The following is an 18,722-nucleotide window of genomic DNA, read 5'->3' as shown; positions in this document are numbered from 1 at the left end:
ACATGTCCCGGATCAAGACGTTCAACCTGCCCGACCTGGGTGAGGGGCTGACCGAGGGCGAGATCCTGGCCTGGCTGGTCAAGGTCGGCGACACCATCGAGCTGAACCAGCCGATCGTCGAGGTGGAGACGGCGAAGGCGGCCGTGGAGATCCCGGCGAAGTGGGCCGGGCAGGTGCAGGCGATCCACCACCCGGAGGGCACCACGGTCGAGGTCGGTACGCCGATCATCGCGATCGACACCGACCCGGGAGCCGGCCCGCTGGAGACGCCGTCGACCACGGCCACGCCCAGCGGTGACCTGCCCACCCCGTCGGCGGCCTCGCTGGCGGCGGTGGAGGTGGCACCGGCCGAGGGCATGATCGAGCCCGGCCTGATCGGCGGAGTGGCCCCGGGTGGGCGGACGGCGGTGCTGGTCGGCTACGGCCCGCGTACGACCGCCGCGAAGCGCCGCCCCCGCAAGGGCGCGGTGCCCGCACAGGCCGTGGCGGCTCCCGCCGCCCCCGCTGGGGTCGATCATGGAGTTGTGGTGGGTGACAAACCAGCCGCGACCTCCACGATTCCGGCACCACAGGTCCATGATCGACGCGGCGGGGCGAGCGGCGGGGCGAGCGGCGGCGCGGTGCTGGCCAAGCCGCCGGTGCGCAAGCTCGCCAAGGATCTCGGGGTCGACCTCACCACGTTGACCGGGTCGGGGCCGCTTGGCTCGATCACCCGGGAGGACGTGCAGCAGGCGGCGAGCGGTGCGAACGTGGTGGTTGCCGAGCCGATCGCGGCGACGACGAAGGCGCCCAGCTTCGGCACCGACCGGGAGCAGCGCATCCCGGTCAAGGGCGTCCGCAAGCTGACGGCCGAGAACATGTCCCGCTCGGCGTTCACCGCCCCGCACGTGACGGAGTTCCTGACCGTCGACGTGACCCGGGCGATGAAGGCCCTGGACCGGCTGCGCGGCCGGCGGGAGTGGCGCGACGTACGGGTCTCGCCGCTGCTGCTGGTGGCGAAGGCGGTGCTGCTGGCGGTGCAACGGCACCCGATGGTCAACTCGACCTGGGCGGGCGACGAGATCGTGGTCAAGGAGTACGTCAACCTCGGCATCGCGGCAGCCACCGAGCGCGGCCTGATCGTGCCGAACGTCAAGGACGCCGGCCGACTCTCGCTGCGGGAGCTGGCGGACGCGCTGACCGACCTGGTGCAGACGGCGAAGTCCGGCCGTACCTCGCCGGCGGCGATGTCCGGCGGCACCCTGACCATCACCAACGTCGGCGTGTTCGGCGTGGACACCGGCACCCCGATCCTGCCGCCGGGTGAGTCCGCGATCCTGGCCTTCGGCGCGGTCCGGGAGATGCCCTGGGTGCACAAGGGCAAGGTCAAGGTTCGCCAGGTCACCACGCTGGGGCTGAGCTTCGACCACCGGATCATCGACGGTGAGCTGGGTTCGAAGTTCCTGCGCGACGTCGGCGACTTCCTCACGGATCCGGAGGCGGCGCTGCTCGCCTGGACCTGATCGTCCGAAACGCCAGCCACGGCCGGTGTGCCACGGGTTAACGCCCGGCACACCGGCCGTGTCCGTTGGGCGACGGAACCGTCGGCCAGAGTGCCAGTTGACCTTTGATTGTTAGGCAAGTGTCTCAGCTCACCTAATAATCGATGGAAGTTCGCCGGCTTCTGCGGTTGAATAGACGCATCAGGGGCTGACAACCGAATAGCTAGGGGGACCCACCAATGAGCATGATCGAGCGAATCCGCAACCACCGCGACGCCACCCGCCGCGCCCGTGCCATCGAGCACGCGCTGCGCTCGGCGAACTCGCCGGCAGTTCGCGAGGAGATCCTCGTCATCGCCCAGCGTCACATGAGCTGACGCTCCACGACTTCCTCACCTCCTCCAGATCGATGGCCCACCCGGCCCACCGGGTGGGCCATCGGCGTTTCCCAGCCACCCACCACCGGGATTCCGCCCTGCCGCAGCGCCCGGTACGGTGGGCTTCGGTCGCCGCCCGCCGACCGGCAGAGGCCGAGCCGACAGAAGCTGCTCGACACCAACCGGCCACGGTGAGTGACGGCCAGTGCTCCTTGGACGTGTCGTGCCACCACCCGATACCGTGCGGGGAGCCGGCACAGCGGTACGCCGGTGACGCCGGCAGCCACGCCGAGGAGACCGATCGGCACCGGCGAGCCGACATGTGATGGAGGAGGCGCACCCATGACGTCCGAGGGCCCGCACCGCCCCGGCCAAGAGCCGGACGAGGTGTCACCGGGCGCCGGCGGACCGGCGCCGTACGGCGACCGCCCGGCGCAGCCGGACAACGGCCAGAACGCCGCCGGCCCCGACCTGGGCTGGGCACCCCCGCCCCCGACACGGCCCAACCCGTCGGCGCCGGCATGGGCGACCCAGCCCGAGCAGCCGCCGGCCCCCGCCTGGGGTGCTGCCGCTGCTCCGCAGCCCAACGACCCGGCGCAGCCCGCCTGGGCCGCGGGCGGTGGCGCGAGCGAGCCGCCGCAGCAGCAGCCCGGCGCGTGGTCCGGCAACGATGGCGCACCGGCTCCGGCACAGCCCGCCCCCTGGGCAGCGCAGCAGCAGGGCTGGACGCCACCCGAGCAGAGCCCACCCGCGCCGACCTGGACCCCGAACGCCCCCGCTGAGCAGCCCGACTGGGTGCAGGCCCAGCCGGCCGCGCGAGGTGCCGCGCAGGTTCCCCCGGCCACCGCCGCGTGGCCCGCCCAGGAAGACCCGGCCAGCGCCAGCGGTTGGGGCGGCGCGGCGCAGGCCAACCCGCCCGCCGCTGACTGGCGCGGGGCCGAGTCTCCGCAATCCGACTCACCGCAGGCCGCCGGCTGGTCCGGCGGCGCTCAGCAGGACCAGGCCGCCGGCAACGGTGGCTGGCCCGCCGGCGGCGCCCAGGACGACCAGCCGGTGTGGACGCCGGCGGAGCAGTCGCCGCCGGCCTGGGGTCAGCCCGCCGAGGCGACCGAGCAGCCCGCCCCAGGCTGGGGTCAGGCCGCCCAGCCGAACGCGGCCCGTGGCGCCGCCCAGGTCCCGGCCCCGACGACGACCTGGCCCGCGCAGGACGACCCGGCCCACTCCGGCGGGTGGGCCGCGCAGCAGCAGCAGGCGCAGCCCGCAGGGTGGAACGAGGGCAGCGACGCGCGGCAGGACCAGCCCGCGCAGCCGACCGCCTGGGGCGGCAACGAGGGCCGCCCACAGCAGCCCGACTGGGTGCTCTCCCAGCCGGAGCAGCCGACCGAGCGGCCGGAGCAGGCGGGGTGGACCCCCGCGGAGCCGAGCAACCTCCCCGCCCGTGCCAGCGCCAGCGTGCCCACCAGCGACGGCGCGCCCAACTGGGCCGCCGGCCCGGACAACGCCGCGCAGGGCAACTCCGGCGGCGTGGCCGAGGTCGAGCCGTGGGCGCCCGGTGAGGTGTGGGGTCGCGCCGAGGCCGAAGCTTCCGCCCAGTCCCGTGGCGGTTGGGAGGCGGACCGGGGCGACGAGGCACCGGCCTACCAGCCCGGGCCCGCCCCGGGCATCTCACCGGCCAACGCGGTGCCGCTGCCTCCACAGGAGCAGCGCGTTCCGGGTGCCAGCCTGGCCGCCGTCCCGCCGGCCGACTACCCGCAGCAGGCCCAGTTCGCGCCGATCCCCGAGCAGCCCGCCTACGCCGAGCGGGAGACCCCGGACGCCGCCGCGCAGTACGGTGGCCGCCCCGAGGACGTCTCGTCGAGCGGCGCGGTGGTGCCCGCCCCGCGTACCTCTCCGGAGTCCGGAGCGGGCCGCGCGGTCGTACCGGTGCCGGATGCCGAGTCGGCAGCCGGCGCGGCGGCCCGGGCCACGGCGAGCGCTTCGGTGCCGCTGGCCAGCCGGGTGATGCCCCCGACCGACCAGGCCATCCGACCGACCGGCACGGCCACACCGCAACCCCGGGTGTACGGCCGCCCGGCTCGACCGGAGCCGGACGCCGAGCCGGAGCCGGAGGCGTTCCAGGGCGACCCGGGCGCCGACCGCCAGGGTGCTCCGGAGTGGCAGAACGACGCGCCGCGGCAGTCCGCGCCCGACTGGCAGAACGAGGGGCAGCGTCAGATCGCCCCCGACTGGCAGAACGAGGCGCAGCGGCAGCAGGCCGCGCCCGACTGGCAGAGCGACGCGCAGCGGCAGGTTGGGCCCGGCTGGGGCGGGGAGTCCCCGGCCGATCCGCGCTTCGACGACCGGCAGCCCGCACCGAACGTGTTCAACGAGGCACCGTCGGCTCCGCCGGCGTTCCCACCCGGTGTGCCGTCCTTCGTCGACGCCCCGGGCAACAACAGGCCGGTGAACGGCACTCGGCCGCACGCCGGTGCCGAGCCGCCGGCGGACCAGTTCGGCGGCCCCGGGTCGCCTGCCGCCGGCACCGCGAACGGGACGGCGACCTTCGGTGCGCCGAACTTCGGTGGTCCGGGCTCCGGCGGGCCGGGCTTCGGCGGGCCGGCGACCGAACCGGTTCCGGGCGGCGGCTTCCCGCCGTCATTCCCGCCACCGCCGCACCCCGCGCCGTCCTGGGGCCAGGACGCCGGCCAGTCGGACCAGGGCCGGTTCGACGCGTTCAAGCCGGACGCCGACGCGCCGAAGGTGGAACCACCGACGCCGAAGGTACGCAACGGCCGGGTGCTGGCCGCGGTGCTGATCGCCGCGGTGCTCATCCTGGCGGTGCCACTCGGCCTGCTGCTGCTGCTCGGCAAGGTCGGCGGGGACGACACGCCGGCCTTCGACCCGGCGGTCGGCACCTGCGTGAAGCAGTCCGGGCAGGGCGGTGCCTCGGCGGCGGACTGCGGTGAGGCGGGCGCGTTCACGATCGTCTCGAAGGTGGACGCCAAGGAGAAGTGCGCCGACACGACGCAGCCCCACGTGGTGCTGCCGGGTGAGGGCACCAACCGGGTGCTCTGCCTGAAGCCGGCCACGAAGTAGCTCCACCGACGGCGGGGTCACGGGCAACCGTGGCCCCGCCGTCGTCGTACCCGCAGGTGGTGTCGGCGACAACCGAATCTCGCCCCCTCCGGCCGGGCTCGGGCCAATGGTCAGGCACGATGGGTGCATGAGCGCACGAGTACGGGCTCCCGAACTGCGCGGTCGGGGCTGGCTGAACACCGGTGGACGCGACCTCAAGCTCGCCGACCTTCGCGGCAAGATCGTAATCGCGGATTTTTGGACGTTCTGCTGTATCAACTGCCTGCACGTGCTCGATGAGCTGCGCCCGCTGGAAGAGAAGTACGGCGACGTGCTCGTCGTGATCGGCGTGCACTCGCCGAAGTTCGAGCACGAGAAGGACGCCGACGCGCTCGCCGCCGCCGTGGAGCGGTACGGGGTGCACCACCCCGTACTCGACGATCCTGAGCTGGACATGTGGCAGCAGTACGCGGCCCGGGCCTGGCCGACCCTGTCGGTGATCGACCCCGAGGGTTACGTGGTGGCCACCATGGCCGGCGAGGGGCACGCCGAAGGGCTGGCCCGACTGATCGACGAGCTGATCGCCACCCACGAGGCCAAGGGCACCCTGCACCGGGGCAGCGGCCCGTACGTCCCGCCGCCGGCACCGGAGACCGCGCTGCGCTTCCCGGGTAAGGCGGCGCTGCTGCCGAACGGCAACCTGCTGGTCTCGGACTCGGCCCGGCACTCCCTGGTCGAGATCGACCCGGACGGCGAGACCCCGGTGCGTCGGATCGGCTCGGGTGAGCGGGGCCGGGCGGACGGGCCCGCCGCCGCGGCGACGTTCTCCGAGCCGCAGGGGGTGTGCCTGCTGCCCACGCATGTCGCCGAGGTGGCCGGCTACGACCTGGTGGTGGCCGACACGGTCAACCACCTGCTGCGCGGCGTACGGCTGGAGTCCGGTGAGGTGGTCACCGTGGCCGGCAGTGGGCGGCAGTGGCGCGCCGAGGTCGACGACCACGCCCACGACGCGTTCGCCGTCGACCTCTCCTCCCCGTGGGGCCTGGCCTGGTACGACGACAAGCTGATCATCGCGATGGCCGGCATCCACCAGCTCTGGTGGTTCGACCCGATCAAGCGGACCGCCGGCATGTACGCCGGCACCACGGTCGAGGCGCTGCGTGACGGCCCACTGGCCGAGGCGTGGATGGCCCAGCCGTCCGGGCTCTCCGTCTCCGCGGACGGCACCCGGCTCTGGGTGGCCGACAGCGAGACCAGCTCGATCCGGTACGTCGAGAACGGTGTGCTGGGCACGGCCGTCGGGCAGGGCCTGTTCGACTTCGGGCACGTGGACGGCCCAGCGGAGTCGGCGCTGCTCCAGCACCCGCTGGGCGTGTGCGCGCTGCCGGACGGGTCGGTGCTGATCGCGGACACGTACAACGGCGCCGTGCGCCGCTTCGACCCGGCCAGCAACCAGGTCTCCACCGTCGCCGACGGGTTGGCCGAGCCGAGCGACCTGGTGCTCACCCCGTCCGGTGAGGTGCTGGTGGTGGAGTCCGCCGCGCACCGGTTGACCCGGCTCGCGCCCGGTGCCCTGTCGGCGGCGGGTGCCAGCACGGTGGACGGGCCTCGGCACCGCACCGAGCGCAAGCCGACCGACGTCGCGGCCGGCGAGGTCACCCTGGACATCGTCTTCACCCCGGCGCCGGGGCAGAAGCTGGACGAGACGTACGGGCCGTCGACCCGGTTGGTGGTCTCCGCGTCCCCGCCGGAGCTGCTGGTGGACGGGGCCGGCACGGGCACCGAGCTGTCCCGCCGGCTGGTGCTCAACGGCGAGGTGACGGCGGGGGTTCTCCAGGTGACCGCCCAGGCGGCGACCTGTGACGCGGACGTCGAGCACGCGGCGTGCCACCTGACCCGGCAGGACTGGGGCGTACCGGTCCGGGTGGTCGACGGCGCCGTGACCCGGCTGCCGCTGGTGCTCCGCGGCCTGGACGCCTGACGCGTGCTTCGCGGCCTGGACGCCTGACGCGTGCTTCGCGGCCTGGACGCCTGACGTGATCGGAGGGGCCCGCCGGGGCCCCTCCGGTCAGGCGAACGGGGCCAGGGTGATGTCGGCGTCGATAAGAGTGGCGCGGACGAGTTCGGCGGCGGAGACCGCGCCCGGGGTGTCGCCGTGCACGCAGATCGAGTCGACCGAGCAGGGGATGACCGTGCCGTCGACCGCCACCACGCTGCGTTCGGTGGCCATCCGCGCCGCCCGTTCGGCCACCTGCTCGGGGTCGGTGATCACCGCACCGGGGGTGCCGCGCGGCACCAGCGCCCCGTTCGGCAGGTAGGCGCGGTCGGCGAACGCCTCGGCGACCACCGGCAGGCCCGCGCCGACGGCGAGTTGGGCGAGCGTCGAGCCGGGCAGGCAGAGCACGGGCAACTCGGGGTCGTAACCGCTGACGGCGGCGACCACCGCCGCCGCCTGCGACTCGTCGGTGCTGGCCGCGTGGTAGAGCGCGCCGTGCGGCTTGAGGTAGCGGACCCGGGTGCGGAACAGCCGGCAGAACGCATCGAGCGCCCCCAACTGGTAGGTCACCTCGTCGCGTAGCTCGGCGAAGTCGTACGCGATGTACCGCCGGCCGAAGCCGGCCAGGTCCCGGTAGCCGACCTGCGCGCCCACCGCGACCCCGCGTCGCGCGGCGCCCTCGCAGACCCGCCGCATGGTGGACGGGTCGCCGCCGTGGAAGCCGCAGGCGACGTTGGCGGAGGTGACGAGGCTCAACAGCGCCTCGTCGTCGCCGAGTCGCCAGATGCCGAATCCCTCGCCCAGGTCAGCGTTGAGGTCCATGGAATCTGACGGTAGTACCTGGCCGGGCCTGCGCGAGCGGGGTCACGTCGGTGACCACCCCGATGACGGGGTATCCACCGGTGGTCGGATGGTCGGCGAGGAAGATCAGGGGTTGTCCGTCCGCCGGCACCTGCACCGCGCCGAGCACGATGCCCTCGCTGGGGAGTTCGCCGGCGACCGCGCGGGGCAGCGCCGCGCCGGCGAGCCGCGCGCCGACCCGGTTGCTCACCGGGCTGATGGTGTACGCGCTGCCGAACAGCCGGTCGAACGCGGTCGGCGTGAACCAGTCCTCGCGAGGGCCCGGGCCCAGCGTCAGGTGCAGCTCCTCAGGCGGCGTGGAGCACACGGTCAGGTCCACCGGTGCGGGAGTGCCGACCGGCGTGCCCAGGAGCAGTTTGTCGCCGTCCCGCAGCGGGGGCGGGCCGAGCCCGGAGAGGGTGTCGGTGGCCCGGCTGCCCAGCACCGGTGCCACGTCGATGCCGCCAGCCACCGCCAGCCAACTCCGTACGCCCCGTCGGGCCGGACCGACCCGCAGCACCGTCCCGGCCGGCACGCTGAGCGGACGCCCGATGTCACCGGGCCGAACGCCCGCCTGGACCGGGACCTCGGCGCCGGTGACCGCCACCGTGCCGGCCCGGGTCAGCCGCAGGGTGCAGCCGGTCAGGGTGATCTCCAGGCCGGCCGCGTGCTCCGGATTGCCGACCAGTCGGTTGGCCAGCCGCAGGGCGGCCGGGTCGAGGGCACCCGACCGGGGTACGCCCAGGTGCGCCCAGCCGTGCCGGCCCAGGTCCTGCACGGTGGTGAGCGCTCCGGCGCGGAGCACCTCGATGGCGCCCGGGTGGGTCACGCCGCCACCATCCGGACCGTGGTGCCCGGGCCGAGTCGGGCCGGCGGGTCGGCGGCCACGTCGAACAGCACCAGATCGGTCCGACCGACCAGCAGCCAGCCGCCCGGCGACGCGCCCGGATAGATGCCGGCGTACGGGCCGGCCAGCGCGACCGAGCCGGCCGGCACCCGGGGACGGGGCGTCGCCAGCCGGGGCAGCGCCAACTCGGCGGGCAGCCCGGTCAGGTAGGGGAAACCGGGGGCGAAGCCGCAGAAGGCGACCCGGAACCGGGTGCTGGTCAACCGGTGCCGCACCGCCGACACGTCCACACCCCAGTGCTCCGCCACCGCCGGCAGGTCCGGTCCGTCAAAGCAGACCGGTACGACCACGTCCGCCCCGTCGTCGGCTCCGTCTATGGCTCCGGCGTTGGTGCTGGTGCTGGTGCTGGTGCTGGCGTCGGCGTTGGTGCTGGCTGTGACATCGTGGTCTTCGGCTTGGGCATGAGCGTCGGGGTCGGCTTTGGCCTCGGTCTTGGCGTCGGCGTTGGCTTGGTCGGGGCGGGTGGTCGCGGCGGTGACGGCGTGTGCCCATCGGATCAGTTGCTCGGCCGTGGTGGTCGGGTCGGGCAGGCCGTCGAGCAGGACGGTCCGGGCCGCCGGCACGATCTCGACGGCGACCAGGTCGCCCCGCTCCCGACGCCGCCACAGCTCGGCCCGCCACGCTTCGACCAGCACGGCCTCGGGGATGTCGGCCTCGGCCTCGGGAATGTCGGCGGGGGCGGCGCAGTCGAGTAGCAGGGCGTGCGCCCCGACGGGTCGGATCCGCATCCGCTCATCCTCGCCGATGTCGTGCCGATCCGGTGTTCACGTTGACGGTGCCGGGTGTCACCAACGCCACTACTTACAAGTAACCTACGGTGCCGTAACCTGACTGGGTGACCACCTCCGCCCCGCTTCGCCTGAAGCCGGTCGACATCGGTAAGCCCCGGATGCGCGGCTGGCTACACACGTACGCCTTCTTCGTCGCCCTGGTCTGCGGCATCGTGCTCTGCTCGATCGCCGCCACCCGGCCGGGGTGGGCACCCCTGGTGAGCTGCCTCATCTACAGCCTGACGGTCTGCGGGCTCTTCGGCACGAGCGCGCTGTACCACCGTCGTGTGTGGTCAGAGCGCGGCTACCAGGTGATGCGCCGGATGGACCACTCGATGATCTTCGTGTTCATCGCCGGCACGTACACACCGCTCTGCGCGATGCTGCTCGCGCCCCGGCCGGCCACCGTGATGCTGGCCCTGGTCTGGGGCGGCGCGCTGGCCGGCGTGGCGGTCAAGGTGGTCTGGCCGCACGCGCCGCGCTGGGTGTCCGCGCCGCTCTACCTGGCGCTGGGCTGGGTGGCGGTGGCCATGCTGCCGGAGATCCTGCACGGGGGCGGCGTCGCGGCGCTGGTGCTGCTGATCGTCGGTGGTGCGATCTACAGCATCGGCGCGGTCTTCTACGCGTTGCGCCGGCCCAATCCGTGGCCAACCGTCTTCGGCCACCACGAGTTCTTCCACGCAAGCACCCTGCTGGCGGCGCTCTGTCACCACATCGCGATCTACTTCGCACTGTTCGCCTGACCCAACCGGATCGGGCCGGCACCTCGAGATCCGCGCAACTTCGGGGAAACTGCTGCCTCAGGGCGCGGTGAGGCAGCAGTTTCCCCGAAAGTGGGCGGATCTCGGCAGGGGTGGCGGGGTGGTAGGTACAGACGCGAGCCGGGGCCCCGCGACGCTGCGGGACCCCGGAGTGTGCGGGCGAGGATCAGACCGGTCGGCCCGGCCGACGCACCTCGCGGTACTCCCGCATGACCTGGTCGTCCTGGACCGGCACGACCCGGTCGGCCACCACGCGCTCCTCGCGTACCGGCGCGGCGACCACCGTGCGGCGGCGGCTGCTCCAGAAGTAGAGGGTGGCGAGCAGGCCGGCGACGCCGGCGAGCATCAGCACCCAGCCGACCACGGCCAGGTCCAGCCAGCCCAGGTCGGCTTCCACTGCGAACGCGAAGATCGCGCCTAACGCGATCAAGAAGATGCTGCCACCAATGCCCATGTCTCGCTCCTCGGCTCTAACCTGGCGTACCTCGCGCCGCGGCCGTCGGTAGGGGTGCGGCATCCATCGACTTACCCCGGCACGGAGATCGCCAATCGGGCAAGCTGGGGGCATGACGGACGCCGACCCCGACACACGGACACTGGTGTTGCTGCGGCACGCGAAGGCCGAGCAGGGCAGCGACGCGGCGGACGACGCCGAGCGGCCGCTGAGCGCACACGGGAACGCCGACGCGGCTGCGGCTGGGGCCTGGTTGGCGCACCATGGGCTGCTGCCCGACGTGGTGATCTGCTCGACGGCCCGCCGCACCCGGCAGACCTGGCACGGGGTGGCGATGGGGATGACGGGTTCGCCGCCGGAGGGTGGCCCGACGGGTCCTCGCCCGACTGTCCGTTATGAGCCGGGCGCGTACGACGCGCACCCCGAGGAGTTGTTGTCGCTGGTTCGCACGGTGGACCCGACGGCCCGCACGGCGCTGCTCATTGCCCACAACCCGGGCATATCGCTGCTCTCCGTACTCCTCGACCCCGAGGGAGTCGACGATGAGGGGCTGCGCACCGCCGAACTGGCAGTGCACCGCTTCCCGGTCGGTTGGGCGGACCTGAGCAGGGCGGGAGCGCCGCTCACGGCCCGACACACGGCACGCGACTGAGCCACCCGCTGTCGGTCGGCGGGTGGCTCAGGGGTACGCGTCCAGGTTGTCCGGAGATCAGGACGGTGGCGCGGTCGGCGGCGGCGGGTCCGGCGGCGGCGGCATCATCGCCGTCGGATGAGACAGCCGGTTCTCCTCCACGATGAGGGTTCGGGCCCGCTTGCGCCGGTCCTGCCAGAACCAGACCGTGGTCAGCAGTACGGCCAGCCCGGCCAGGATGAACACCCAGCCGACCGCGCGTACGTCGATCCACCAGACGTTGGCTCTCAGCGCGAAGGTCAGAATCGCGCCGATCGCGATGAGAAAAATGCCGCTTCCTACACCCATGTGCGCTGCACTCCCCCGTGCGGTGGCTCTGGGCGTTCCCTTTCGAGGTCACGCGACGGTTACCCGCCACACCAGCGGCATACCCGACCGGGCTCGGCCAATACGTGCCCGCCGCCGGGGTGAGACGGCGACGGCCGGCGGGGCAGAAGCCCCACCGGCCGTGGCAAGTGCCGGGTGGTGCGACCCAGCAAAGGATCTAGAAGGCCTCCTCCGGGAGGTCCATGATGTCGAGGTCGGCACCCTCGATGATCCGCCGGTCGGCGCCGATGCGGGGCAGCACCTCACGGGCGAAGAAACGGGCGGCGGCCACCTTGCCGGTGTAGAACGCCTTGTCGGTGGCAGAGACATCGCCGGCCAGCGCCTTCAGCGCCACGTCGGCCTGCCGCTGGAGCAGCCAGCCGACCACCAGATCGCCGATCGCCAGCAGGAACCGCCGGCTGCTCAGCCCGACCTTGTAGAGCGCGCGGGTGTCACCGCCCTGCGCCTCGCCCAGCCAGCCGGTCAGCACGCCGAGGATGTTCTGGATCTCGGCCAGCGCCTTGCCGAGCGCCTGCCGCTCCTCCTTGAGCTGGCCGTTGCCCGCCTCGGAGGAGATGAACTCCTGGATCTCGCCGGAGACCGCAAGCAGTGCCCTGCCGTTGTCCCGAACGATCTTGCGGAAGATCAGGTCGAGGCTCTGGATGGCGGTGGTGCCCTCGTACAGGGTGTCGATCTTGGCGTCGCGGACGTACTGCTCCAGCGGGTAGTCCTGGAGGAACCCGGAGCCGCCGAAGGTCTGGAGGGCCTCGTGCCCGAGCATCTCGTACGCCCGCTCCGAACCGACGCCCTTGACCAGCGGCAGCAGCAGGTCGTTGACCCGCTTGGCCAGCTTGGTGGCCTTCTCGTCGCCGGCGGCCTCGGCCAGCGCGACCTTGTCCTGCCAGGTGGCGGTGTAGAGGACCAGAGCACGAAGGCCCTCGGCGTACGACTTCTGCAGCAGCAGCGAGCGACGCACGTCCGGGTGGTGGGTGATGGTTACCCGGGGGGCGGTCTTGTCTGCCTGCTGGATCAGGTCGGCGCCCTGCACCCGATTCTTCGCGTACTCGAGGGCGTTGAGGTAGCCGGTGGAGAGGGTGGCGATGGCCTTGGTGCCGACCATCATCCGGGCGTACTCGATGATCATGAACATCTGCCGGATGCCGTCGTGCCGGTCGCCCAGCAGCCAACCCTTGGCCGGTACGCCGTGCTCGCCGAAGGTCACCTCGCAGGTGTTGGAGACCTTCAGGCCCATCTTGTGCTCGACGTTGGTGGCGTAGACGCCGTTGCGCTCGCCCAGCTCACCGGTGGTCTCGTCGAAGTGGAACTTCGGCACCACGAAGAGCGACAGGCCCTTGGTGCCGGGGCCACCGACGCCCTCCACACCGACCGGGCGGGCCAGCACGTAGTGCACGATGTTGTCGCTCAGGTCGTGCTCACCCGAGGTGATGAAGCGCTTCACACCCTCGATGTGCCAGCTGCCGTCGGGCTGCTGGATCGCTCGGGTGCGGCCCGCGCCCACGTCCGAGCCGGCATCCGGCTCGGTGAGCACCATCGTGGAGCCCCACTGCTTGTCGATGAAGAGCTTGGCCCACTGCTTCTGCCGCTCGTTGCCCTCGACGTGCAGCACGTGCGCGAAGGACGGGCCGGAGGCGTACATCCAGACCGGCGCGTTCGAGCCGAGCACCAGCTCGGCGAGCGCCCACCAGAGGGCGCGCGGCGCGTTGGTGCCGCCCAGTGCCGGCGGCAGGTCCAGGCGCCAGAACTCGGAGTCCATGAATGCCTGGTAGGACTTCTTGAACGACTCCGGCAGCGGCGCGGTGTGCGTCGCCGGGTCGAAGACCGGCGGATTGCGGTCACTGTCCGTGTAGCTGGCGGCCAGATCCTCGCGGGCGAGGCGGTCGACCTCAGCGAGGAAGCTGCGGGCGGTGTCGGTGTCGAGATCCGAGTACGGCTCCTGGCCGAACGCCCGGTCCGCCCCGAAGACCTCGAACAGGTTGAACTCGAGATCCCGGAGGTTGCTCTTGTAGTGGGTCATGCTCGCTGGCCCCGCTTCCGGACAGGTGTTACCGATCAGTAACCCCGACTGTATTACTCGTGGGTAGGCAGCGACAAGCGGATCACCCAAGTGACGGCGATTACACACCTGTTGGCGCGGTCGGCCGGTTCAGCTCTCGGCGGCGCCGACCTCCCAGCTCGGGACGGCCACGGCCGCGCCGGTACGGGCACCGACGTACTCCATGAGAACCAGCGCGATGTCGTCGTCGAGCCGACCGTGGACCCACTCGACCAGGGCGGTCTCCAGTGACGCCAGCCCGTCGGCGACCGTGCCGTGGCCGAGCAGTCGCCAGGCCCGGTCGGCGGTGGGGAAGAACTCGCCGTCCCGCCGCGCCTCGCCGAGGCCGTCGGTGAACAACAGCAGCCGGTCCCCGGGCTCCAGGCGTTCGACCCGGGGGCGGACCACCGGCATGAACCCGAGCGGAGGCGCCGGAGCCGGCGGTTCCAGCGGGATCACCGCACCCCGGCGCAGCAACAGCGGGGGCGGATGGCCACAGTTGACGATCGTGAGGGTGCCGCCACGCTCCTCGACCAGTGCCGCCGTGACGAAGTCCTCGTCGCCGACGTTGCGGGCCACCGCGCGGTCCAGGTCGGCGACGACGGCTCGCAGGTCGGCCCGCTCGTACGCCACGTGCCGGTAGGAACCGAGGACGATGCTGGCCAGCCGGACCGCGTCCAGGCCCTTGCCCCGCACATCACCGATGATCATGCGTACGCCGTAGGGCGTGTCGATCGCCTCGTACAGGTCGCCGCCGATCTCGGCCGTCGCCGTGGAGGAGATGTAGCGTCCGGCGACCGAGAGCGTGCCGACCTGCGGCCCCAGCGGGCGCAACACCGCCTGCTGGGCCACCGAGGCGAGCTTGGTCAGCTCGACGATCCGCTCGGCCTGCCGCTGCCGAACCCACGCCACCGCCACCGCCAACCCGGTGGCGAGCGCGACCGCGACAACGTTGACCGAGGTGACCAACGAGACCGTCGGCGCGACCAGCGCGAAGCCGGCGCCGATCAGTGTCGCCGCGACGCCCACCCCCAGGACCACCAGCCAGGACGCCAGGGCGGCGGCGAGAACCGGCGCGGCCGCCAGGAGCGCGACGTAGTGCACCTTCCGGCCGTCCGCCGCCTCCACCGCCGACACGAGCGCGAGCAGAACGAGGGCCGCGCCGAGGCCGGCGCGGGATCCGGGGCTCAGCGGGCGACGGCCCGACTGGAGGAGTCGCGTGGGTACGAGGGACAGTTTGCCTGATCCACGTGAACCGGTGAATGAACCTGACCCGTCGTCCGAGAAGGTTCTGTCCGGCCGGCCCAGTCGGCCGGCCGAATCGGCGTCGCCAGTTCCGGTCAGCCGAGGACCTCGTAACGGACGGTGAGCGCGCCCACGTCGACCGAGGCGATGGTGGCGAAGGCGGCCCGGGAGAGGTCCAGGCAGCGGCCGTCGATGAACGGGCCGCGGTCGTTGATCCGCACCGTCACCGACTTGCCGTTGGCCGGGTTGGTGACTCGGACCTTGGTGTTGAACGGCAGTGTCTTGTGGGCGGCGGTCAGCGCGTCGGGGTTGAAGGACTCACCGTTGGCGGTGAGCTGCCCGTCGGAGTAGAACGAGGCGCCGCACGAGCCGCTCTCCAGCACCTTCGCGGCGGCCGTGGTCTTCCTGGCAGTCGGCTTCGGCTTCGGCTTCGGGGACGCGGTGCGCTCCTTGCTCCGGGAGGCGGCCTGCTGCGACCGGGTCGCCGACGGGCTGGCGGTCGCGCTCGGCGAGGCGCTGACGCTCGGGGAGAACGCCGGGGAGCTGGGGGTGAGGCTGCTCGCGGCGGTGGTCGGGGTGAGGTCGAGCGCCGTCTGCGCCGACTGGTCGGAGCCGGAGGTCAGCTGCACGGCACCGACCGTGCCCCCGACGGCGAGGGCGACGCCGACCGCCGCGGTGGCGACGATGCCCGCCGGGGAGGAGAAGATGCGGGTACGGGAGTGCTTGCCTGCCACCGGCCCGGTCCTTTCGTCGTCTGAACAAACCGGGTCGGACCGTAACGAGAGAAGCACTTCCGAAGTCAACGTGATCATGGTGGTATGCCCGTATTTGCACAAGTACGTGTAGCCGATCATCCGACCCCGGGTGGGCCGGGTGGCCCGGGTGCCGCCACGCCCACCGCCCGTGCCGCAGGATGGGCGGATGCCCGCCGATCTGACCGAACGCCTGGCCACCCTGTTCCGGTGGATCGACCCCGGCCCCGGCACCAGTCATCTGGTCAGCGACATCTCCGGTTGGTGGCGGGACCCCGGGGTGCTGGCCGAGCTGGGGCCGGCCCTGGTGGCGCCGTACCGGGCCGTCCGGCCCACGGTGGTGCTCGCGCCGGCCGTCACCGGGCTGCTGCTCGGGCCGTTGGCCGCCACCGCCCTCGGGGTCGGCTTCGTGGCTGCCCACAAACCCGGTGACGGGCGACTGCCGGCCGGGCCGCTCACCTGGGCGCAGAGCCCACCGGACTACCGGGGCCGACGGGTGGACCTCGCCGTACGGAACCGGCACCTCGGCCCCGACGACCGGGTGCTGGTGGTCGACGACTGGGTGCGTACCGGCGCGCAGCTACGCGCCCTCTACGACATCTGCGCCGCACTGGGTGCCGAGGTGCTGGGCACCGCCGTGGTGGCCGTGGACTGCCCGCCCGAGGTCGCGGCCGAGCTACGGATCACCGGCCTGATCGATGCCGCGGACCTGCCGGCCTGATGCGGCCATTCAGCCGATCTGAAGGCGGCGACACGTATTGCGGCGGCGGCCGGGGCCGTGCTGGCCTAGCCTCGGCAGGATGTGGCCTCGGATCGGTGACCTTCGCGCCCTCGCCCTCGGCACCCCCGGCGAGCTGCGGGCAACCCTCAACACCCTGGTACTGGCCGGTGTGAAGACCGCGACGGCAGGGCGGCTCGCCGAGTACGCGGAGGAGGGCGAGGAGCTGGAGTACATCGGCGAACGCCTGGCCCTGGTCGACGACGACAACGCACTGGCCGGCGTCGTGGAGATCACCGGCGTCGACGTGGTTCGCTTCGCCGACGTGCCGTGGGACTTCGCCCACGCCGAGGGCGAGGGTGACCGCTCGATCGAGGAGTGGCGGGCCGGGCACTCGGCCTACTGGGCGAGGCTCGGCACGCCGGTCGACGGCGACACCCCGATCGTCTGCCTGCGCTTCCGGCTGGTCTCCGGCGGCGAGGGCGGTGTGGCCAGCGGCGACCTCGGCACCTGACCCGGCGGCTCCGACCGGGCGAATGCCGCCGACGTCAGCCGCGTAGTTGTGGCAGCAACCGCGTCGCCACGTCCACCAGGACGGCCTCGTCACCGGCGTACCAACTGCTGGCCCGCGGCCAGTGCGTCACCACGTCGGTGAAGCCCAGCTCGGCGGCCCGGCCGACCTGATCGGCGAAGAACTGTGCGCTGCTGAGCGAGAAGGTCGGTGCCGCGTCCAGCGAGAGGTAGCGGTCCAGGCTGGCCGGGTCGCGGCCGGCCTCGTCCAGGGTTCGATCCATCCGGGCGGACAGCGTCGACACGCTGGCCCACCAACCCGCCAGGTCGTTGTCGTCACCGGTGCCGGTGGTCACCCACCCCTGCCCGAAGCGGGCCACCAACCGCATCGACCGTGGCCCGTTGGCAGCCACCACGAACGGCACCCGGGGCTGCTGCACGCAACCCGGGTTGTTGCGGGCGTCCACCGCGGCGAACCAGTCGCCACGCCAGGTGGTGCCGTCCTCCCGCAGGATCAGGTCCAACAACTCGGTGAACTCGGCGAACCGGTCGACCCGCTGACGCGGTGGCAGCGTCTCACCGCCCAGCACCGCAGAGTCGAAGCCGATGCCGCCCGCGCCCAGGCCGAGCAGCAGCCGGCCGGCGGAGACGTCGTCCACCGTGGTGATCTGCCGGGCGAACGCGGCCGGGTGCCGGAAGTTCGGCGACGCCACCAGAGTGCCCAGGCGAATCCGCGAGGTCACCGTGGCGGCGGCGGTAAGCGTGGCCATCGAGTCGAACCACGGGCCGTCGACGAGGTCGCGCCAACCCAGGTGGTCGTACGTCCAGGCGTGGTCGAAGCCCCACTCGTCGACCTGCCGCCAGCGACGCTGCGACTCCGTCCACCGCTGGTCCGGCAGGATCACGATGCCAATGCGCATGATCGCCACCCTAGCCGGGCCGGACACCCGCGCCCTAGCATCGCGCCAGCGCCGTGCGCTTCTACCGCCGCCACGGCTACGCACCGTCCGGCACCTCGTGGGGCAGGCGACCGGCCGGTTAGGGCCAGCGTCCGGGACACCGTCGCCGTCCGAACTTGGCTACCGTTCCGCTGTGGAGATACGGGCACAACGGTCCGACACGGTACGAGCGTTTGGCACCCTGGCACTGGTGGCGGGGTTCGCGATCTCGCTGCTCAGCATGCCGTCCGGCGCCGAGTGGCTGAGGCCGCACATCCTGGCCGCGTTCCTCATCCTGACCGGTCTCGGCTTGCGGATCGAGGCCGCGATCGCCGACCGGAAGCCCTAGATCCACGGCTGCGGCCAGCCCGTACCCTCCGGGGATGCCCACCGAAGCAGCCGCTGTTCGCGCGTCCCCGGATCGCCGGACGCGCCGGGTCCGCATGATCCGCACGGTGGCGTTGCTGGTCGGGGTGGTCGTCCCGTCGCTCATCCTCCGCGAGTTGGTCGAGGCCCGGTTGGGCCGCGGGCCGCTGGCCGACCTGAGTGCGGTCGCGGTGCCGATGGCGGCGACCGCCTGGCTCGCGCCGTACGCCTCCTACCGGCGACGCGACGCCCTGCTCTGGCTGGTCGGCCCGGGCATCTACGTCTTCACGGTGATCGCCTGGCGGGTGGCCCTCGCGCCCCACCGGGACTGGAGCCCCCGCCCGGAGGAGAAACCCCGGATGCGCTGGTCACGCGACCCGGAACACGCCGGAACGTGGCAGCTGACCGAGCCGGCAGGTGACACGCGTCACACTGCTTCCCGGTAGGGGCAGCGCATTCGGCTCCGACCCCTCGGCGAGCGGCACCCGGAGAGGGTGTCGCCC

General features: G+C 72.6%; 19 protein-coding genes. 10 read left to right on the top strand and 9 right to left on the bottom strand.

Translation table 11 applies throughout. The features are described 5' to 3' along the window. Window positions 1–2 precede the first annotated feature (2 nt). The 4 genes from ACFYL6_RS11995 (at window position 3) to ACFYL6_RS11980 (ending at window position 6,893) form a co-directional block, all read left to right on the top strand. A complete protein-coding gene (locus ACFYL6_RS11995) occupies window positions 3–1,502 on the top strand; it encodes a dihydrolipoamide acetyltransferase family protein (RefSeq protein ID WP_387171147.1) in 1,500 nt (499 codons plus the stop codon). Window positions 1,503–1,720: 218 nt separating this feature from the next. Continuing rightward, window positions 1,721–1,858 (top strand): hypothetical protein, encoded by a 138-nt coding sequence (locus tag ACFYL6_RS11990; RefSeq protein ID WP_165435866.1) that lies wholly within the window; start codon window positions 1,721–1,723, stop codon window positions 1,856–1,858. Window positions 1,859–2,200: 342 nt separating this feature from the next. Beyond that, on the top strand, window positions 2,201–4,933 hold the full coding sequence (locus tag ACFYL6_RS11985; RefSeq protein WP_387170474.1) for a hypothetical protein: 2,733 nt from the start codon (window positions 2,201–2,203) through the stop codon (window positions 4,931–4,933). Between the two features lie 127 nt (window positions 4,934–5,060). After that, window positions 5,061–6,893 carry an NHL domain-containing thioredoxin family protein gene (locus ACFYL6_RS11980; protein ID WP_387170472.1) on the top strand — a complete coding sequence of 611 codons (1,833 nt, stop codon included), beginning with the start codon at window positions 5,061–5,063 and terminating at the stop codon, window positions 6,891–6,893. An 87-nt stretch (window positions 6,894–6,980) separates the two neighbouring features. On the opposite strand, the gene ACFYL6_RS11975 is transcribed toward ACFYL6_RS11980, so the two are convergent. Genes ACFYL6_RS11975 through ACFYL6_RS11965 form a run of 3 tightly spaced genes read right to left on the bottom strand, consistent with a single transcriptional unit; the run spans window position 6,981 to window position 9,383 of the window. After that, window positions 6,981–7,730 carry a LamB/YcsF family protein gene (locus ACFYL6_RS11975; protein ID WP_387170470.1) on the bottom strand — a complete coding sequence of 250 codons (750 nt, stop codon included), beginning with the start codon at window positions 7,728–7,730 and terminating at the stop codon, window positions 6,981–6,983. Beyond that, a complete protein-coding gene (locus ACFYL6_RS11970) occupies window positions 7,714–8,676 on the bottom strand; it encodes a biotin-dependent carboxyltransferase family protein (RefSeq protein ID WP_387171145.1) in 963 nt (320 codons plus the stop codon). Before ACFYL6_RS11970 ends, ACFYL6_RS11975 begins: the two co-directional genes overlap by 17 nt. Next, entirely contained in the window at window positions 8,574–9,383 is an 810-nt protein-coding gene (locus ACFYL6_RS11965) for an allophanate hydrolase subunit 1 (protein WP_387170468.1), read from the bottom strand. The genes ACFYL6_RS11970 and ACFYL6_RS11965 overlap by 103 nt, the downstream gene beginning before the upstream one ends. Window positions 9,384–9,490: 107 nt before the next feature. Here ACFYL6_RS11965 and ACFYL6_RS11960 point away from each other — a divergent pair, with 107 nt between their 5' ends. Next, the gene (locus ACFYL6_RS11960; RefSeq protein WP_387170466.1) at window positions 9,491–10,168 is read left to right on the top strand and encodes a hemolysin III family protein; all 678 of its coding nucleotides are present in this window, start codon (window positions 9,491–9,493) and stop codon (window positions 10,166–10,168) included. A 184-nt stretch (window positions 10,169–10,352) separates the two neighbouring features. On the opposite strand, the gene ACFYL6_RS11955 is transcribed toward ACFYL6_RS11960, so the two are convergent. Next, complete coding sequence (locus ACFYL6_RS11955) at window positions 10,353–10,640, bottom strand: DUF6458 family protein (protein ID WP_238657100.1); 288 nt, start codon at window positions 10,638–10,640, stop codon at window positions 10,353–10,355. A gap of 112 nt (window positions 10,641–10,752) precedes the next feature. Here ACFYL6_RS11955 and ACFYL6_RS11950 point away from each other — a divergent pair, with 112 nt between their 5' ends. Further along, window positions 10,753–11,292 carry a SixA phosphatase family protein gene (locus tag ACFYL6_RS11950; protein ID WP_387170464.1) on the top strand — a complete coding sequence of 180 codons (540 nt, stop codon included), beginning with the start codon at window positions 10,753–10,755 and terminating at the stop codon, window positions 11,290–11,292. A 57-nt stretch (window positions 11,293–11,349) separates the two neighbouring features. On the opposite strand, the gene ACFYL6_RS11945 is transcribed toward ACFYL6_RS11950, so the two are convergent. From ACFYL6_RS11945 to ACFYL6_RS11930, 4 genes are all read right to left on the bottom strand, one after another. Further along, entirely contained in the window at window positions 11,350–11,619 is a 270-nt protein-coding gene (locus ACFYL6_RS11945; protein WP_030487564.1) for a DUF6458 family protein, read from the bottom strand. 196 nt (window positions 11,620–11,815) lie between these two features. Continuing rightward, complete coding sequence (locus ACFYL6_RS11940) at window positions 11,816–13,672, bottom strand: acyl-CoA dehydrogenase (RefSeq protein WP_387170462.1); 1,857 nt, start codon at window positions 13,670–13,672, stop codon at window positions 11,816–11,818. A gap of 129 nt (window positions 13,673–13,801) precedes the next feature. Further along, window positions 13,802–14,926 carry a PP2C family protein-serine/threonine phosphatase gene (locus ACFYL6_RS11935; RefSeq protein ID WP_387171143.1) on the bottom strand — a complete coding sequence of 375 codons (1,125 nt, stop codon included), beginning with the start codon at window positions 14,924–14,926 and terminating at the stop codon, window positions 13,802–13,804. A gap of 104 nt (window positions 14,927–15,030) precedes the next feature. Then, window positions 15,031–15,669: a septal ring lytic transglycosylase RlpA family protein gene (locus ACFYL6_RS11930; protein WP_387170460.1), complete on the bottom strand. Its 639-nt coding sequence runs from the start codon at window positions 15,667–15,669 to the stop codon at window positions 15,031–15,033. A gap of 187 nt (window positions 15,670–15,856) precedes the next feature. Between ACFYL6_RS11930 and ACFYL6_RS11925 the strand changes: the two genes are divergently transcribed. Further along, on the top strand, window positions 15,857–16,408 hold the full coding sequence (locus ACFYL6_RS11925) for a phosphoribosyltransferase family protein (protein ID WP_387170458.1): 552 nt from the start codon (window positions 15,857–15,859) through the stop codon (window positions 16,406–16,408). A gap of 79 nt (window positions 16,409–16,487) precedes the next feature. Further along, on the top strand, window positions 16,488–16,919 hold the full coding sequence (locus tag ACFYL6_RS11920; RefSeq protein ID WP_387170456.1) for an ASCH domain-containing protein: 432 nt from the start codon (window positions 16,488–16,490) through the stop codon (window positions 16,917–16,919). A 34-nt stretch (window positions 16,920–16,953) separates the two neighbouring features. Here the strand turns inward: ACFYL6_RS11920 and ACFYL6_RS11915 are convergent, their stop codons facing one another. Further along, a complete protein-coding gene (locus tag ACFYL6_RS11915) occupies window positions 16,954–17,835 on the bottom strand; it encodes an LLM class flavin-dependent oxidoreductase (RefSeq protein ID WP_387170454.1) in 882 nt (293 codons plus the stop codon). 229 nt (window positions 17,836–18,064) lie between these two features. On the opposite strand from ACFYL6_RS11915, the gene ACFYL6_RS11910 reads away from it, so the two are divergent. Together ACFYL6_RS11910 and ACFYL6_RS11905 are read left to right on the top strand one after the other, a co-directional pair. After that, window positions 18,065–18,202 carry a hypothetical protein gene (locus ACFYL6_RS11910; protein ID WP_387170452.1) on the top strand — a complete coding sequence of 46 codons (138 nt, stop codon included), beginning with the start codon at window positions 18,065–18,067 and terminating at the stop codon, window positions 18,200–18,202. 34 nt (window positions 18,203–18,236) lie between these two features. Next, window positions 18,237–18,665 carry a hypothetical protein gene (locus ACFYL6_RS11905; protein WP_387170450.1) on the top strand — a complete coding sequence of 143 codons (429 nt, stop codon included), beginning with the start codon at window positions 18,237–18,239 and terminating at the stop codon, window positions 18,663–18,665. Window positions 18,666–18,722: the final 57 nt, after the last annotated feature.

It is taken from the genome of Micromonospora sp. NPDC007208, from assembly GCF_042869175.1.
In the GTDB taxonomy this organism is placed as follows: domain Bacteria; phylum Actinomycetota; class Actinomycetes; order Mycobacteriales; family Micromonosporaceae; genus Micromonospora; species Micromonospora foliorum.
The sequence above is the reverse complement of the archived record's forward strand: the minus strand, read 5'-3'. Positions and strand labels throughout refer to the sequence as shown.